The following is a 16,072-nucleotide window of genomic DNA, read 5'->3' as shown; positions in this document are numbered from 1 at the left end:
GCGCCGCCGATGCGCGCGGGCAGGGCGGGTGGAGCTAGGCGATAGCCGACTTACCCACCTGCCATTTCGGCGGGCCGGCCGGTACGGTGAGTTCTATTGTGCCCCGATCAGCTCGCGGCCGATCAGCATCCGCCGGATCTCGTTGGTCCCGGCGCCGATATCGAGCAGCTTGGCGTCGCGCAGGAAGCGTTCGACCGGCCAGTCCTTGGTGTAGCCGGCACCGCCCAGCGCCTGGACCGCCTCGCCGGCGACGCGGAAGGCGTTCTCGCTTGCAAGCAGGATCGCGCCGGCGGCGTCGAAGCGCGTGGTCTTGCCGGCGTCACAGGCCCTGGCGACCGCATAGACATAGGCGCGGGCAGAGTTGAGCGCGACGTACATGTCGGCGACCTTGGCCTGCATCAGCTGGAAGGCGCCGATCGGCTTGCCAAACTGTTTGCGCTCGCGCAGATACGGGATGACCACGTCGAGGCAGGCCTGCATGATGCCGAGCTGGATGCCGGCGAGCACGGTGCGCTCATAGTCGAGGCCCGACATCAGCACGCCGACGCCGCCATTGACCGGGCCCATGACATTCTCGTGCGGGACCTCGCAGTCGTCGAAYACCAGYTCGGCGGTGGGGCTGCCGCGCATGCCCATCTTGTCGATCTTCTGGCCGATCGAGAAACCGGGCATGTCCTTCTCGATCAGGAAAGTGGTGATGCCGCGGCTGCCCTCGCCGGTCCTGGCGTAGACGACGAGCGTGTCGGCATAGGCGGCGTTGGTGATCCAGAATTTGGTGCCGTTGAGCACATAGCCGGTATCGGTCTCTTCGGCGCGAAGCTTCATCGAGACGACGTCSGAGCCGGCACCGGCTTCRGACATGGCGAGGCTGCCGACATGCTCGCCCGARACGAGYTTGGGCAGRTACTTCGCCTTCTGMTCCGGGTTCGCCCAGCGRCGAATCTGATTGATGCACAGGTTGGAATGTGCGCCGTAGCTGAGGCCGATCGAGGCGGAGGCGCGGCTGACTTCCTCGCAGGCGATGACATGTTCGAGATAGCCGAGACCGAGCCCACCGAACTCCTCCTCGACGGTGATGCCGTGCAGGCCGAGCTCGCCCATCGCCGGCCACAGCTCCCTGGGGAACCAGTCCTCGGCGTCGATCTTTGCGGCCAGCGGGGCGATCTGCTCGCTGGCGAAGCGCTGGGTCACATCGCGGATCATGTCCGCATTCTCGCCGAGGGCGAAGTCCAGCGTCATGTCCATAGTCGTCTCTCCTGAAACCTGTTGACCGGGCTGTAGCGTCCCGCAATCGCGTGCGCCAGCATTGCGCCTATGCTCGGAAGAGGCCTAGGTTTGCCCAAAATCCCGGGGGATGGAATGAGCCTGTTCAGACTGAAGACGATCGTTGCTGCGGAAGATCAGCCGCACGAGCATCGCATGGCGCGGACCCTGTCCTGGCCGCACCTGGTGGCGATGGGCGTGGGCGCGATCGTCGGGACGGGCATCCTCACGCTGATCGGCGTCGGCGCGGACCGGGCCGGGCCGGCGGTGCTGCTGAGCTTTGCCGTGGCGGGCGCGATCTGTGCCTGCGCGGCGCTCTGCTATGCCGAGATGGCGACGATGATCCCGGCCTCGGGCAGCGCCTACACCTATAGCTATGCGGTACTGGGCGAGATCATCGCCTGGTTCGTCGGGTGGAGCCTGATCCTCGAATATTCGCTGGTAGTGTCGACCGTCGCGGTCGGCTGGTCGGGTTATGCGGTCGGGTTCCTGAAGGGGCTGGGCATCATCCTGCCCGACTGGATGACCCACGGGCCGACGTTGGTAACCGAAGGTGGCATGCATCTCACCAATGCGGGTATCAACGTGCCGGCGATCCTGATCATCGCGGTGGTTGCCGGGCTGCTGATGCTCGGCACGCGGGAGAGTGCGCGGATCAACAGCGCGCTGGTCCTGCTGAAGATCGCGACCCTGACTCTGTTCGTCGCGGTGGCGTTACCGCATTTCGATGCGGCGAACCTGCACCCGTTCGCGCCGAGCGGCTTCGGCAGCGTCGCCGACGATCACGGCGTGAAATACGGCGTGATGGGCGCGGCGGCGATCATCTTCTTTGCCTTTTACGGCTTCGATGCGATCTCGACCGCGGCGGAGGAAGCGAAGAATCCGGAGCGCGACCTCGCCATCGGCATCGTCGGGTCGATGCTTGCCTGTACGCTGATCTATATCGTCGTCGCGGCGGCGGCGGTCGGGGCGGTGCACTACACTGTCTTCTCGAAGAGCGCCGAGCCTCTGGCGCTGATCCTGCGGGAACTGGGCAGCGGTGGCGTGGCGACGGTGGTCGCAGCGGCGGCGGCGATCGCGTTGCCGACTGTGCTGCTGGCATTCCTGTACGGGCAGAGCCGCATCTTCCTGGTGATGGCGCGTGACGGGTTCCTGCCGCCGTCGCTCGCTGCGATCTCGAAGCGGGGAACGCCGGCACGGATCACGGCGGTGACGGCGGTATTCGTGGCGATCCTGGCGGGGCTGTTGCCGCTGGACGTGATCGCCTCGCTGGCCAATGCGGGGACGCTGGTCGCGTTCGTCGCGGTTGCCGCCTGCGTGCTGGTGCTGCGGCGGCGCAGCCCCGGGGCGCGGCGGCCGTTCCGCACGCCGCTGGCCTGGGTGGTGGCACCGGCGGCGATCCTTGGCTGCTGCTATCTGTTCATGAGTTTGCAGCATGTGACCCAGGTGTCGTTCCTGATCTGGAACGGGATCGGGCTGCTGGTGTATTTCCTTTACGCGCGGTCGCGGGCGGTGATGGGGCAATAGCCACTATCGTCATGCCGGACTCGTTCCGGCATGCATTTATCCGCGCGCGGTGGCGTTTACGAAACGCCGGCCATTGCCAGGCGGAGGGGTGGACCCCGGCACAAGGCCGGGGTGACGTTGAGGTAAACGATGAGAAACAGCGGGCGGCTCGGTGAAGCGCCTGCTTTTCTATGCCGCGCCGATCGCCCGTTGAATCAGCCCGCGCAGACCGTCGCCAGGATCTGGTCGCCCGAGGGCTGGTCGGCGACCGGCTCGGCAAAGGGATGCGCCGGGTCGGGCTGCCTGACGCCCGTCTGGACGCCCTTGTCGTAGAGTTCGGCGCGGCCGATCGTCAGCATCTTGCTCTGGCAATCGAGCATCACGTCGGCGATCGCGTAGCGCGAGTCGCCGATCTTGCCGGCGCGCAGGCGGAAATAGCGCAGCGTGCCGGAAGATTTGAGGCTATCGGTCGAGATGGCGCTGGCATAGCCGTCCGGCGTCACGAAATCCTTCCACTCCTCCGCCGCCGCCGCGACCGGCGCGGCGGCGATCGAGAGGGCGAGCGACCAGAAAATCGCCTTGCGCATGATACTTCCTTCGACTTCCTCAGGCAGCGAGCTTGCGCAGGACATACTGCAAGATGCCGCCGTTGAGGAAATATTCCAGCTCGTTGATCGTGTCGATACGGCAGCGGGTCATGAAGGTTTCGGTCTTGCCGTCGGCACGGGTGAGGATCACCTCGACATCCTGGCGCGGGCGGATGTCCGCGACGTGCTGGATGGTGAAGCTTTCCGAACCGTCCAGGCCGAGCGTCTGGCGCGTAATGCCTTCGGCGAACTGAAGCGGGAGAACGCCCATGCCGACCAGGTTCGAGCGGTGGATACGCTCGAAGCTCTCGGTGATGACCGCACGCACGCCGAGCAGGTTGGTGCCCTTCGCCGCCCAGTCACGCGACGAGCCGGTGCCATATTCCTTGCCGGCGATGACGACGAGCGGCGTGCCGTCCGCCTTGAAGCGCATCGCGGCGTCGTAGATCGGCATGATCTCGCCGTCGTACTTCGACATGCCGCCTTCGACGCCAGGCACCATCTCGTTCTTGATGCGGATATTGGCGAAGGTGCCGCGCATCATCACGTCGTGGTTGCCGCGGCGCGCGCCATAGCTGTTGAAGTCGGCGCGACTGACCTGATGTTCCTGCAGATAGGTGCCGGCCGGGCTGTCCGCCTTGATCGAGCCCGCAGGGCTGATGTGGTCGGTGGTGATCGAATCGCCGAGGATAGCGAGCGGGCGCGCCTCGATGATGTCCTGCACCGGCGCCGGCGTCATGGTCATGCCGTCGAAATAGGGCGGGTTGGCGACATAGGTCGAACCGGCGCGCCAGGTATAGGTGTCCGAACCCTCGACCTCGATGCCGCGCCATTTCTCGTCGCCGGCATAGACGTTGCCGTAGCGCGAGCGGAACATGGTGTCGTCGATGTTCGCGGCCATCACTTCGGCGATCTCGGCATTGGTCGGCCAGACGTCCTTGAGGAATACGTCCTCGCCGTTCGAACCCTTGCCCAGCGGGGTCTCGACCATGTCCTCGGTCACCGTGCCCTTGATCGCATAGGCGACGACCAGCGGCGGCGAGGCGAGGAAGTTGGCGCGCACGTCGGGCGACACGCGACCCTCGAAGTTGCGGTTGCCCGACAGCACTGAGGCGGCGACGATGTCGTTCTCGTTGATCGCGGTCGACAGCTCGCTGGCGAGCGGCCCCGAATTGCCGATGCAGGTGGTGCAGCCATAGCCGACCAGGTTGAAGCCGAGGGCGTTGAGATCCTCGGTCAGGCCGGCCTTGTTGAGATAGTCGGTGACGACCTGCGAGCCGGGGGCGAGCGAGGTCTTCACCCAGGGCTTGGACGTCAGGCCGAGCGCGCGTGCCTTGCGGGCGACGAGGCCTGCGGCGACCAGCACCGAGGGGTTGGAGGTGTTGGTGCAGCTGGTGATCGCGGCGATGACGACGTCGCCGTCACCGATATCGTCGGGACGACCCTCGACCGCGGCGCGGACCGGCTGTTCCTTGTGATAGACCTTGAACAGGTCGCCGTTGAACACTTCGTCGACCTTGTTGAGCGAGACGCGGTCCTGCGGGCGCTTCGGCCCGGCGAGGCTCGCCTGGACGGTGCTCATGTCGAGCTCGAGCGTGTCGGTGAAGACCGGGTCGACGCTGTCGGCGTCGTGCCACATGCCCTGTGCCTTGCAGTATGCCTCGACCAGCTCGACATTGTCGTCGGGACGGGCGGTGAGCTTCAGATAGTCGATCGTCTTGGCGTCGATCGGGAAGAAGCCGCAGGTCGCGCCATATTCGGGCGCCATGTTGGCGATGGTAGCACGGTCGGCGAGCGTCATCGAATCAAGGCCGGGACCGTAGAATTCGACGAAGCGGCCGACCACGCCCTTGGCGCGGAGCATCTGGGTGACGGTCAGCACGAGATCGGTGGCGGTGATGCCCTCGTTCATCGCGCCGGTCAGCTTGAAGCCGACGACCTCGGGGATGAGCATCGAGACGGGCTGGCCCAGCATCGCCGCCTCTGCCTCGATCCCGCCCACGCCCCAGCCGAGCACGCCCATGCCGTTGACCATGGTGGTGTGGCTGTCGGTGCCGACCAGCGTATCCGGATAGGCGATCGTCGCGCCGTCGCCGTGATCACCCCAGCTCGCCGAGGACCAGACGCCCTGGCCGATATATTCGAGGTTCACCTGGTGGCAGATGCCGGTGCCGGGGGGGACGACCTGGAAATTGTCGAGCGCCTTGGAGCCCCATTTCAGGAACTCGTAGCGTTCGAAGTTGCGGCTATATTCGAGATCGACGTTATCCTCGAACGCCTTGGGCGTGCCGAACTCGTCGACCATCACCGAGTGATCGATGACGAGATGGACCGGGACCAGCGGATTGATCTTCGCCGCGTCGCCGCCGAGCTTGGTGATGGCGTCGCGCATCGCGGCCAGATCGACCACGCAGGGAACGCCGGTGAAATCCTGCATCAGCACGCGCGCGGGGCGATACTGGATCTCACGGTCCGAGCGGCGCTCCTGCTGCCAGTCGATGATCGCCTTGACGTCGTCGGTGGTGACGGTCTTGCCGTCCTCGAAGCGGAGCATGTTCTCCAGCAGCACCTTCATCGAGAAGGGCAGGCGGCTGATGTCGCCATATTTCGCGGCCGCATCGGCCAGCGAATAATAATCGTACGACTTCGAGCCGACCTTGAGCGTCTTGCGGGCGCCGAGCGTATCCTGGCCAATGGCGGTCATCTGGGGCGGGTTCCTTCCCTGTCTGGCCGGGCGCGGCGGGGAGGCGGAAGGTTCCGCGCGAGCGCGCTCCGGGTTGTGCGAATGCGAAGAGTCGCGCGGGCCTTAGCAAGAGGGGTCGGGTTGGGGAAGGGTGGGATGGCCGGGCGATTTGCTTTCCCGGACCGGTAGCGGCGTGTCCGCCGAGCTTGCGATCGGGCGGTTGCGACGAGGCCGGGCCGATTCCGGGTCGCCGGCAAGTAAAGGGCATAATCGTGGAAGATTTCTGCGACCCTACGTCACCATGGATTTTTTCGCTCGCGTCTTTTCAGGCGAAGTCACGATACGAATAGTGTGGAGCAGAATTGCCATCGAGTCGTAGGGATTCAGGTAATCGCGCAATATCCGAACGCGATTTTCGAGTATTCGATGTGGATAGGTTATGAGAATAGATGCTGGCGTCAGGTGCGGGTCGCAGGATGCCCGCGACGAAGGACTCGGCACTTGACCTGTCCATCAGCGATAGTGCTCGGACCAGCGCGTCCATCGTCTCGGCAAGCCGGGCACGCCGCCGGACGTTGATGCACCATTCCTCAGGACGGCGCACGCGCAGCCAGCGGAACGCCGCCCTCGCGTCGGCGTGCACCCGGCGCCTGTAATAGGCGACGACCGGTGTTCCGTCCTTGCGCGGCGCGTAGATGCGTTCCGCCATATACTCATAGCCGGTGGCGCGTTTGTAGAGCGACGGCTTGAACGGGCTGGCCGCCTGCGCGCTGCCGAGCGCGGCGGCAGCGGCGAAATCGGCATGGCGTTCGAGCCAGCGATACAGCGTCGCCTGACTGATCGAGAAGCTTTCGGCGAGATCCGCATAGGTACCGCCCAGGCGGCAGAGCATGCGCGCCTGGCGGGCATAGTCGGATCGGTAGCGTGAGGGGCGGGCCATGGTGGGAGCGTGCGCCAGCGAGGCGCAAGGTTGAATCGCGCCGGTGGAACGGGAAGAACGAGTTGTTTCTAAACGCCGCGCTCGACAAAATAGCTTGTCCATGACGGATCGACAGCAAGGCTCGCCCCGTCTGCATCGGTGCGATAGCGGCGCGCTTTTGCCCGATTGCGCGGCCGGTCATTTCATGGTGTCTTTCTCGCCTACGGACATAGGGCCGGAAAAAAGGAGAGCACATCGGGAAGAGGGACGAGCGGCATGACCATGCTGATGCGCATCGCGAAAGGAATTCACGCCAGCCTGTCGGGCGCTGCGTCGATCGACGCCGATACCCAATGGGACGAGATGTCGGATGACGATAGGGCCGGTTATATCCAGGCCGCCATCCGTATGCTGACGATCCTCCGGACACCCACCGACCGGATGCTGGCCGATGGCAATCGGCGTGGCTTCCCACACGATGCGGCGAATGTCTGGGAGCGTATGGCCTACAGGGCGCTTCACGAAGACTGAGCCGTGGGACCCTCAGGCGATCACCGCCCCCATGATCGCTCCGGCCTGGGCGAGGGCGATCAGGATCAGCCAGGTCGAGAAGGGCTGCTTGCGGGTCTTGTGGCGGAAGAGGCGCCGGGCGAGGAAGGCGCCGGGCGTGCCGCCGATCAGGGCAAGGCCGAGCAGGCTGGCCTCGGGGATGCGGCGTGCGCCGGCGATCGCCCGGGCCTTGTCCTGCCGGAAGCGGAGAATCGTGAGGGCGTTGATCGCCAGGAGCGCGCACAGGATGGGCAGCGTCATGGCGGTGTGGGGCACGAGGACGATCAGTCCTTCGGCGTGACCCAGACGTCGATCGGGGCGACGAACTTGCCGGGTGCCGGCTTGCCCACATCGACTCGCTGGGCGGTGACGCGCTCGCCCGAGGTAAGGACGAATCCGGCGCCGGGGCGCGGCATGCGGCCGAAGGTCATTTTCTGGATGGGGGCGCCGGTGGTGGCGTTCATGATGGTTGCGATGATGCTCATCGCGGGGGCGATAACCGCGGTTCGGGCGGGTTGTCGATGGGGTTTGGAATGCCATCGTCCCTTCGCCTGAGCCTGTCGAGGAGCCGTTCTTCTCGCGGCAAGAAAGAACAGTGCTTCGACAGGCTCAGCACGAACGGGGAGGGGCTTTCGAAGTGAGGGCTTACTGTATCGTTTCGTTCGCCGCCGCTTCGTCGCGGCGGACGCGGGCGGTCATGCCGGTGGCGTCGGCATCGTCGAGCGTCTGGGCGTCGGGATCGACCGGGGCGTCGCGCGGTTCGGCGACGGTCAGGTTGGTGGTTTCGGGCACGGGTGTTTCCACCGGCGCGACGGTATTCACCGGCTCGGCCTCATTGACCATATTCTCGACCGGTGCGGCAGGCTCGGGCGTCGATTTCTCGCAGCCGGCCAGCGCGGTGAGCGCCAGCAATCCGGCGGCCGTGGCGGCGATCTTACCCCGGGTCATTCTCATGATTTCGTCAACTCCTCGAGTTCAGGAAGGACCAGCCGGCCGGACGACCGCGCCTCGATCTTTGCGGCCAGGGTCTTGTCCCAGCCATAAGGATCGGCACGGAAATTCATCTGGCCGCTGGTGCTGGCAAAGGCGGTCCAATAGAGCAAATAGACCTCGACCGGATTGGTCAAGGGTACCCGCAGCGTCTTGCCCTTTTCCACCTGAGCGGCAATCGCCTCGGCGGGCCAGTCGGTATTGGCCTTCAGCAGCAGTTCGGCCAGCTCGGCCGGCTTTTCCAGGCGTACGCAGCCATGGCTGGCAAGGCGGCTGAAGCTGGCGAACTTCGCCCGCGACGGGGTGTCGTGGAGATAGACGGCGTAGCGGTTGTTGAAGTCGAACTTGAACCGGCCGAGCGCGCTCTGGTCGCCCGCCGCCTGTTGCAGGCGGGTGCCGTCGATCACCTTGAAGCCGTTGCGCTTCAGATAGCCGGGGCTCTTCTTTTCCTTCGGCCACAGCTCGTTCGTGGCGATCGAGGTCGGCACGTTCCAGGGCGGGTTGATGACGATGCTGTTGATGGTCGAGGACAGCATCGGCGTCTCGTCCCCCGGCCGGCCGGTGACCGCGCGCATCGACATGACCGGCGTGTCGCCGTCGAACACGGTGAGCACGGCGGCGGCGATATTGACCTGGATCCGGTCGCGCGGAAGCTCCTGCGGCAGCCAGCGCCAGCGCTCCAGATTGGCCATGATCTGGTGGACGCGGTCGATCGCCGGGACGTTGAGCGCGGCGAGGGTCTGGGTCGACACCACGCCGGCCGGATTGAGTCCGTAGCGGCGCTGGGCGCGCTGAACGGCTGTCTGGAGTTCGGCATCGAAGCTGTCGCCGGTGGCGACCACATCCTTGTCCTCCACCGCGAGCCGCTGGCGCAGTGCGAGCACGCGCGGCCCCTTGGCGCCGAGGGTGAGATCGGGCCCAGCGGGAACGGGCTGCCAGCCGCCAGCCGTCTCGATCGCGCGGTAGGTGGCCAGGCCCTTCAGCAGCCCGTCATACCCCGCATAGGGGGGCGGGAGATTGGCGATCCAGGACGACAGCCGGTCGCGGCGGACGGCATCGGCGAAACCGGGTGCGGGATCGTAGGGCGGCGGGCGAAGGCCCCAGTCGGCGTTGAAGTCGGCGGTGTCGAGCCGGCCGGCATGGACCGCGCGGGCGTGGTCGAGCACGGCGCGGACCAGCGCGTTCCCGTCGAGCCGGGTGGGCGAGGTCGCCGGCGCCGACCGCAGGCCCTGCGCGGTCGCATTGGCATCGAGCATGGCACGGAGCTGATCGGCCTGGGCCGGGGTGAGGGCCGGCATGGGGAGCTGCGGCGTCGCCGGCTTCACCGGGGGCGCCGGGAGGGTGCGGACGACCGGCGGAGGCGTGGTCGCCTGCTGCCCGGCCTGAACCGGGGCGGCCAGCAGCGCGGGGACGATCGCACAGGCCGTCAACCACCGCGCAGGCCCGTGCCTGTCACCCTTGCCGAATATATGAGCCATCATGTTCCTGTCGTTCGTGGCGTTTGTGCGAGGCATGTGGCACGCCGATAGTCGCCCTGAGATGAACAGAATAGGGATTTCCAGTGCAGCCCGCCACCTAGTGCTCAAGGCCTGGGGGCGGGGGTTGGTTCCGGTGTGTCGTTGATCAGCCAGCTATGATTCTCCACGATGATCGAGTCGACGGGCGTGCCGCGCTCGTCCTTTGACGGTTTGAAGCGGAAGCGTTCCCGGATGAGGCGGCAGGTCGTCTCGTCAAGTTCGGGGCTGCCGCTCGAGGTGGTGACGGTGCATTCGGTCACCCGGCCGCTCACCGCGACGACATAGCGCACCGCGACCGTGCCAGAGACGAGCGCCTCCTTCGCGGCGCGCGGATAGTCCGAATCCTTGAGCCGGCCGCGGATCAGGCGCGGGGGCGTCCCGTCGCCGCCATCGCCGTCGCCATTGCCCGCCCGTCCGCTGCCCGTACCGTCTCCCTCGCCGCCGGCGCCGGTGCCGGGTCCTGGCACATCGGCCGCGCCGGTCGAGGCCTGGGTGCCGGTCGCGGGCTTGAGCGCGGCGACGATCGGGGGCGGCACCGTCACCTGGACGATCGGCACGGGTGCAACGATCTCGGTCGCCTTCGACCGCAGATTGGCGGGCGAGGCGGCGCCTTCGGGCTTCGTGCTGCGGATCGGATGGGGCGTTATCTTCTCGGGCGGCGGCGGTGCCGGGGGCGGGAGCACGCCGAACAGGGTGAGCGGGCTTTCGACCAGGCGCGACCCATGCACGGCGAGGCCCGCGACGAGTGCATAGACCAGCAGGCCCTGCAGCGCCGCGGCGATGAGGGCGGCCCTGACGCGGTCCCTGGGGCTCGATTGTCGATAGCTCATGATCGCCCGTTTCCTGGCCGGACAACGATCCTGACCGCAAAAGGGATGAACCGACGCTTGCCGGGCAATAGGGTTAACGGCTTGCTAACCAAAGCTCGCGATATCCGGCTGACCCTATCGGCGACGGATATATCGATGAACACCGCGCGTGCGCATGAACTGCCGACCTTGCTCGATCGCGCGCCGACGGGGCTTCGCTACCTGTCGCTCGACTGTTTCGATACGCTGTTGTGGCGCGACACCAACGCGCCGGCCGATGTTTTCGTCGACCTGACTCTGGACGGCGGTGCGATCCAGCCGCGGCAGCGCGCGGAGTCCGCGGCGCGGCGCGCGGCGCATCTCGATACCGGGCGGACCGAGATCTCGATCGAGATGATCCATGCGCGCTTCAACCCGGCCTGCGCGGACGCGGCGGCGGCGTCCGCCGCGGCCGAGCTTGAGGCGGAGACGCGGCATTGCTTCGGCTTTGCGCCGGTGATGGCGTTGATCGAGGATGCGAAGGCGCGCGGGCTGGGCGTCGTCATCGTCAGCGATACCTATCTTTCCGAGGCGCAACTCCGAACGCTGATCGGCGCGGCGGCTGGCGAGCATATCCTTAGCCTTATCGACCATGTCTTCTGTTCTTCCGAGCATGGCGCGAGCAAGGCACAGGGCCTGTTCGAGCCGGTGCTGGCAGCGCTGGGTTGCGCGCCGGAGCAGATCCTGCACATCGGCGACAATCTCACCGCGGACCTGACCGCGCCCGCCGCGCTGGGTATCACCGCGGTGCATTTCGTCCAGTTCGACGCGGAGGCCGGCCACCGGCTCCGTCTCGAGGCGGCGGTGGCCGCGGTGCTCGATCCGCGCATTCGCGCTTCCCTGCCGGCGTGGCAGCCACATCGCGCCGCAGTGTCGCTGCGGGCCGACGACGATCCCGTGGTTGCGCTGGGGCATGACGTGCTTGGGCCGTTGTTCGCCGCCTATGCCGACTGGCTGCAGGACGAGGTCGCGGCGGTGGCCGCGACGACTGGCCGCAAGACACATCTGCTGTTCCTGCTGCGCGACGGTTACCTGCCTGCGCGCGTCCATGGCGCGCTATATGGCGAGGATGCCAGCCAGATGGTGGAGATCAGCCGGATGGCCGCAATGCGGGCGAGCTTCTGCGACGAGGCGGCGATCCGCCGGCATCTGTCGCGCGTGCCGCCGGGGTCCGAAGCGCGTTCGATCGCGAAGCAATTGCTGTTCAACGCCGACGAGATCGCCAAGATCGCGCCGGCCGGCCTGTCGGGAAGCGCGAGGTCCTTTGTCCGATCGGTCCTGCAGCCATCGAATGTCGCGAAGATCGTCACGCGATCGGCGCGTTTCGCCGAGCGGCTGATCGCGCATCTCGAGCGCGCCGGCGTGGCGCAGGGCGATGCCGTGGTGTTCGCCGATCTCGGTTATAACGGATCGGTGCAGAATCTGGTCGAGCCGGTGCTGCGCGAGCGCATGGGGCTGCATGTCGCCGGCCGCTATCTGGTGCTGCGCGAGGAGGCGCCGAGCGGCCTCGACAAGGCAGGGTATTTCGATACGCGCAGCAGCGATTTCCGCGTGCTCGACGCAATCTGCGGGCCGATCTCGTTGCTGGAGCAGCTTTGCACCAGGGCACAGGGCTCGGTCGTCGACTATAAGGCGAATGGCGAGCCGGTCCGCGCCACGGAAAGCATCAAGACCTTGCAGAGCGCGACGCGCGATACGGTCCAGGCGGCGTGCGTCGCCTATGCCGGGAGCGGGCGCGGTGCCGGCCCGATCTCGCGCGCCGACGGCGTCGAAGCGCGCCGGATCGCGGCGACGGGGCTGCTGGGGCGGCTGTTGTTCCTGCCCTCGCATGCCGAGCTTGGCGTGTTCGAGGCGTTCGAGCATGATTTCAACTGCGGCAGCACTCAGCAGGTGAGGATGATCGATCCGGTGGCGTCGCGGGCCGATCTGCGCCGCCGCGGCCTGCTCTACACCGGCTCGGCCGACCGCATGTTCCTGCCCGGCGAGTTCCGCCGCCACGGGCTGCCGCTGAGCCTGTCGTTCCTCGTCACCAGCCGGTTCCAGCTCGATTTCAAGGGCGCCGATTTCAACGGCGAGCCGATCAAATTACCCGTGATCCTGATGGACCAGCGCGGCCAGGCGATCATCGAGGTCGAGGCGTGGGCGACCCATGACGGCTATTATGCCGCCAGCGTGCCGGTCGGCCGGTCGGCCTATTCGGCGGCGATAAGCTGGGGGCAGCTTTATGATTATGTCGAGCTGGAGGAGATGAGCTTCCACCGCGTCGCCGACTTCGCCGAAGCGACCCCGGATGCTGACGCGCCGATCCCGGCAACGGTCATCCCGGATGCGATGGAGGCGGTGGGCGGCAGCCTGTACCGCTGCCAGTCACCCGGCGCCTTCACCCTGATGCCGCCGCCGGCGGGCTCGGGCGACGACCTGATGCTGCTGAGTGTCGTGTTCCGGCCGATCGTGCAGCGCGAGGCCGCTGCCGAGGCGCTCCGGGCGGCGTAAAGTCGCGCCGCCGAGACCGGATCGCTAGATCGCAATTCTTTCGCGGTGCAACATAACGGTCACTGCACTGCAACATAGGCGACGCAGCTGCCGCTTACCCGCCCCTTCAAACACATAAGGGGCTTTCCATGACCATTCGTTCGACGATTCTCGCGCTTACCTGTCTGCCGGCGCTGGCTTTTGCATCTGCTGCTCATGCTCAGGCAGCGCCCGAGGCTGCTGCGGCGTCGCAGGACGCGTCGGATGCGGGCGAGATCGTCGTGACGGCGCAGCTTCGCAGCCAGAATGCGCGCGACGTGCCGATCGCGCTGACCGCCTATTCCGGCCGCTTCCTCGACGATCTGGGCATCACCGATTTCGAGAAGCTGTCGCGCTACGTGCCCGGCTTCGTCGTGCAGAACCAGTCGCCGAACAATCCGGGCTTCGTGATCCGCGGCATCACCTCGGACAGCGGCAGCGCGTTCAACGAGCCGCGCGTCTCGGTCTTTCAGGACGGCGTCTCCATCTCCAAGTCGCGCGGATCCTATGTCGAGCTGTTCGATCTGGAGCGGGTCGAGGTGGCGAAGGGGCCGCAATCGACGCTTTATGGTCGCGGCGCGCTGATCGGGGCGGTCAACATCGTCCAGGCCAAGGCCGACCCGAGCGAGCAATATGGCTATTTCCATGCGAGCTACGGCAATTTCCACGCGTATCAGGTCGATCTGACCGCCAACGCGCCGATCACCGACACGCTGGCGATCCGTATTGCCGGCCGCTCGAAGAAGCGTGACGGTTTCGTCGACAATCTGTTGGGTTCGGGCCACGATCAGGATTTCAACTCGGTCGATACCCAGGCGATTCGCGGCTCGCTGCGCTGGGCGCCGGGCAACCTGACCGTCGATTTGATCGGCAATTACCAGGAGGATCACGCCAACGGCACGCCGTTCAAGTCGATCGCCTATAACCCGACCGATCCGGTGACGGGCGCGGTGATCGGTGATCGCGGGCGCAATTCGGGCGCGGCGCTGGCGCCGCAGCCGGGCTTCGAGAATGGCGCGCCGCTCGGGCTGAACCGCAGGGTGTGGGGCGCGACCGGCATCGCCGACTACAAGATCGACGATCACTGGTCGCTCAACGCGATGGGCTCCTATCGCCGGTTCGACGCGCTCGAGATATTCGATGCCGACGGTATCTCGCTGCCGGCGCTGACCGCGGCCGAGGATGCGCGCGGCAACCAGAGCATGGGCACGCTGCGGCTGAGCTATGACAGCGAGCGGCTGACGGCGTTTGTTGGCGGCACCTATTTCCATGAAGACGGGCTGCAGCGCACGCCTGCCTCGTTCGACGAGCGGGTCGCCCTGGCGCGCGTGGCGAACGCGCTCAATGGCGGCGGGCTGATCCCCGGCCGGCCCGCGACCGACCCGGCGCCGCTGAGCGTGTTGAGCAACCCTGCCTTCACCGCGCAGCTGCTGCGCGGCGTCGCGGGGGCAAGTGGCTTCGCGCTCGACGCGGCGACCGCGACCGGCATCGCGAAGAACCTCAAGGCGAACCATCTCGAGACGTCGACCAACTACGCCCGCACCAACAGCATCGATGTGTTTGCCGACGCGACCATCCATGTCACCGACCGGTTCGATATCGGTGGCGGCATACGGTACAGCCATGACGACAAGACGACCGGCATTACCGCTTCGGTGGTCAATGGCCGGTCGATCCTGGGCGGTTTCATCGGCGCGCTCGGCTTGCCGGTCGCACAGCGCACCCAGTTGCTCGGCGCACTCGCGCTGCCGGGGGCCGTGCTCAACACGCTGCCTGCCAGCGCAGTGCCCTTTTTCGGCATCGGGCTCCAGCCGACCGTCGGCAACGGCACGCGTTTCGACCAGGGCCTGAAGGACGAGGGCCTGACCTGGCGTGCCACGGCGCGTTACGAGGCGAGCAGCGACGCCAGCTTCTATGCGACCTATGCCCGGGGTCGCCGCCCCGAGGTTCTGAGCGTCTCGGCCCCGAGCGCTCCTTTTGCCACGCCGAACTTCAAGGTCCTGCCGTCAGAGACGGTCGACAGCTATGAGGTCGGCGTGAAGACCGCGCTGGCCGACCGCAAGCTGTTCGCCGACGGGTCGATCTATCTGTACAATTACAACAACTTCCAGTCGACCGAGCAGGTCGGCACGCAGTTCATCCTGACCAATGCCGGCAAGGCGCGGTCCTATGGTTTCGAGGGGCAGTTCCGCTACGTGCCGTCCGAGGCGCTGACGCTGTTCGCGACCTATGCCTATAACCATGGCCGCTTCAGCGAGGGCGCGCGCAAGGACAACCAGTTCCGCCTGTCGCCCGACCATGCCGCCTCGGCCGGCTTCACCTTCAAGCAGCCGGTCGGCCCGGTGAAGATCGATTTCACGCCGAGCGTGACGTACCAGTCGAGCATCTTCTTCGACGACGACAACGACAAGCCGGCGCTGCAGACCGGGAACCTGATCCCCGATCTGGTGCAGGACGAATTCCAGAAGGGCTATGCGCTGGTCGATGCCCGGTTCGGCGTCGAATCGGCCAACGGCATCTGGCGGGTCGAGGCGTTCGTGACGAACCTGTTCGACCGCAAATACATCAAGGATGCCGGAAATACCGGCGACGGGCTTGGCCTGCCGACCTTCATCGGCGGCGAGCCGCGCTTCTATGGCCTGTCGCTGACGGTGCGCAGCGGCGGGCGCTGAGGCGGGCCCGGGGGAGGGCACTGGGGC

The 16,072-nt window shown here is 66.3% G+C and carries 13 protein-coding genes; 4 read left to right on the top strand and 9 right to left on the bottom strand.

Going from position 1 to position 16,072, the window contains the following annotated elements:
• Window positions 1–93: 93 nt before the first annotated feature.
• Window positions 94–1,245, bottom strand: a complete 1,152-nt coding sequence (locus AC1DT7_RS12705) for an isovaleryl-CoA dehydrogenase (RefSeq protein ID WP_478036316.1) — start codon at window positions 1,243–1,245, stop codon at window positions 94–96.
• 114 nt (window positions 1,246–1,359) lie between these two features.
• Here AC1DT7_RS12705 and AC1DT7_RS12700 point away from each other — a divergent pair, with 114 nt between their 5' ends.
• On the top strand, window positions 1,360–2,790 hold the full coding sequence (locus AC1DT7_RS12700; protein ID WP_478036315.1) for an amino acid permease: 1,431 nt from the start codon (window positions 1,360–1,362) through the stop codon (window positions 2,788–2,790).
• Window positions 2,791–2,984: 194 nt separating this feature from the next.
• Here the strand turns inward: AC1DT7_RS12700 and AC1DT7_RS12695 are convergent, their stop codons facing one another.
• The 3 genes from AC1DT7_RS12695 to AC1DT7_RS12685 form a co-directional block, all read right to left on the bottom strand.
• Window positions 2,985–3,356: a hypothetical protein gene (locus AC1DT7_RS12695; protein WP_478036314.1), complete on the bottom strand. Its 372-nt coding sequence runs from the start codon at window positions 3,354–3,356 to the stop codon at window positions 2,985–2,987.
• Between the two features lie 19 nt (window positions 3,357–3,375).
• Entirely contained in the window at window positions 3,376–6,060 is a 2,685-nt protein-coding gene (gene acnA / locus AC1DT7_RS12690; protein WP_478036313.1) for an aconitate hydratase AcnA, read from the bottom strand.
• A gap of 304 nt (window positions 6,061–6,364) precedes the next feature.
• Entirely contained in the window at window positions 6,365–6,979 is a 615-nt protein-coding gene (locus AC1DT7_RS12685; protein ID WP_478036312.1) for a hypothetical protein, read from the bottom strand.
• A 255-nt stretch (window positions 6,980–7,234) separates the two neighbouring features.
• On the opposite strand from AC1DT7_RS12685, the gene AC1DT7_RS12680 reads away from it, so the two are divergent.
• A complete protein-coding gene (locus tag AC1DT7_RS12680) occupies window positions 7,235–7,489 on the top strand; it encodes a hypothetical protein (RefSeq protein WP_478036311.1) in 255 nt (84 codons plus the stop codon).
• Between the two features lie 12 nt (window positions 7,490–7,501).
• Here the strand turns inward: AC1DT7_RS12680 and AC1DT7_RS12675 are convergent, their stop codons facing one another.
• From AC1DT7_RS12675 to AC1DT7_RS12655, 5 genes are all read right to left on the bottom strand, one after another.
• Window positions 7,502–7,768: a DUF1294 domain-containing protein gene (locus AC1DT7_RS12675; protein ID WP_478036393.1), complete on the bottom strand. Its 267-nt coding sequence runs from the start codon at window positions 7,766–7,768 to the stop codon at window positions 7,502–7,504.
• 23 nt (window positions 7,769–7,791) lie between these two features.
• Entirely contained in the window at window positions 7,792–7,992 is a 201-nt protein-coding gene (locus AC1DT7_RS12670) for a hypothetical protein (protein ID WP_478036310.1), read from the bottom strand.
• A gap of 160 nt (window positions 7,993–8,152) precedes the next feature.
• Window positions 8,153–8,455, bottom strand: a complete 303-nt coding sequence (locus AC1DT7_RS12665; protein ID WP_478036309.1) for a hypothetical protein — start codon at window positions 8,453–8,455, stop codon at window positions 8,153–8,155.
• 2 nt (window positions 8,456–8,457) lie between these two features.
• Window positions 8,458–9,975, bottom strand: a complete 1,518-nt coding sequence (locus AC1DT7_RS12660; RefSeq protein WP_478036391.1) for a L,D-transpeptidase family protein — start codon at window positions 9,973–9,975, stop codon at window positions 8,458–8,460.
• 104 nt (window positions 9,976–10,079) lie between these two features.
• Window positions 10,080–10,844 carry an energy transducer TonB gene (locus AC1DT7_RS12655; protein ID WP_478036308.1) on the bottom strand — a complete coding sequence of 255 codons (765 nt, stop codon included), beginning with the start codon at window positions 10,842–10,844 and terminating at the stop codon, window positions 10,080–10,082.
• A gap of 135 nt (window positions 10,845–10,979) precedes the next feature.
• On the opposite strand from AC1DT7_RS12655, the gene AC1DT7_RS12650 reads away from it, so the two are divergent.
• Window positions 10,980–13,355, top strand: coding sequence for an HAD family hydrolase (locus AC1DT7_RS12650; RefSeq protein ID WP_478036307.1), 2,376 nt, complete (start codon window positions 10,980–10,982; stop codon window positions 13,353–13,355).
• A gap of 128 nt (window positions 13,356–13,483) precedes the next feature.
• The gene (locus tag AC1DT7_RS12645) at window positions 13,484–16,045 is read left to right on the top strand and encodes a TonB-dependent receptor (RefSeq protein ID WP_478036306.1); all 2,562 of its coding nucleotides are present in this window, start codon (window positions 13,484–13,486) and stop codon (window positions 16,043–16,045) included.
• Window positions 16,046–16,072 lie beyond the last annotated feature (27 nt).

It is taken from the genome of Sphingomonas sp. P3_C6 (genome assembly GCF_056402595.1).
This window is presented reverse-complemented; position numbering and strand designations above follow the sequence as displayed.

What these genes read in the sequence shown, in the direction of transcription:
- AC1DT7_RS12700 (WP_478036315.1), top strand. Translation starts at nt 1,360, where the DNA reads ATGAGCCTGTTCAGACTGAAGACGATCGTTGCTGCGGAAGATCAGCCG.
- AC1DT7_RS12695 (WP_478036314.1), bottom strand. Translation starts at nt 3,356, where the DNA reads ATGCGCAAGGCGATTTTCTGGTCGCTCGCCCTCTCGATCGCCGCCGCG.
- acnA (WP_478036313.1), bottom strand. Translation starts at nt 6,060, where the DNA reads ATGACCGCCATTGGCCAGGATACGCTCGGCGCCCGCAAGACGCTCAAG.
- AC1DT7_RS12685 (WP_478036312.1), bottom strand. Translation starts at nt 6,979, where the DNA reads ATGGCCCGCCCCTCACGCTACCGATCCGACTATGCCCGCCAGGCGCGC.
- AC1DT7_RS12680 (WP_478036311.1), top strand. Translation starts at nt 7,235, where the DNA reads ATGACCATGCTGATGCGCATCGCGAAAGGAATTCACGCCAGCCTGTCG.
- AC1DT7_RS12675 (WP_478036393.1), bottom strand. Translation starts at nt 7,768, where the DNA reads ATGACGCTGCCCATCCTGTGCGCGCTCCTGGCGATCAACGCCCTCACG.
- AC1DT7_RS12670 (WP_478036310.1), bottom strand. Translation starts at nt 7,992, where the DNA reads ATGAGCATCATCGCAACCATCATGAACGCCACCACCGGCGCCCCCATC.
- AC1DT7_RS12665 (WP_478036309.1), bottom strand. Translation starts at nt 8,455, where the DNA reads ATGACCCGGGGTAAGATCGCCGCCACGGCCGCCGGATTGCTGGCGCTC.
- AC1DT7_RS12660 (WP_478036391.1), bottom strand. Translation starts at nt 9,975, where the DNA reads ATGGCTCATATATTCGGCAAGGGTGACAGGCACGGGCCTGCGCGGTGG.
- AC1DT7_RS12655 (WP_478036308.1), bottom strand. Translation starts at nt 10,844, where the DNA reads ATGAGCTATCGACAATCGAGCCCCAGGGACCGCGTCAGGGCCGCCCTC.
- AC1DT7_RS12650 (WP_478036307.1), top strand. Translation starts at nt 10,980, where the DNA reads ATGAACACCGCGCGTGCGCATGAACTGCCGACCTTGCTCGATCGCGCG.
- AC1DT7_RS12645 (WP_478036306.1), top strand. Translation starts at nt 13,484, where the DNA reads ATGACCATTCGTTCGACGATTCTCGCGCTTACCTGTCTGCCGGCGCTG.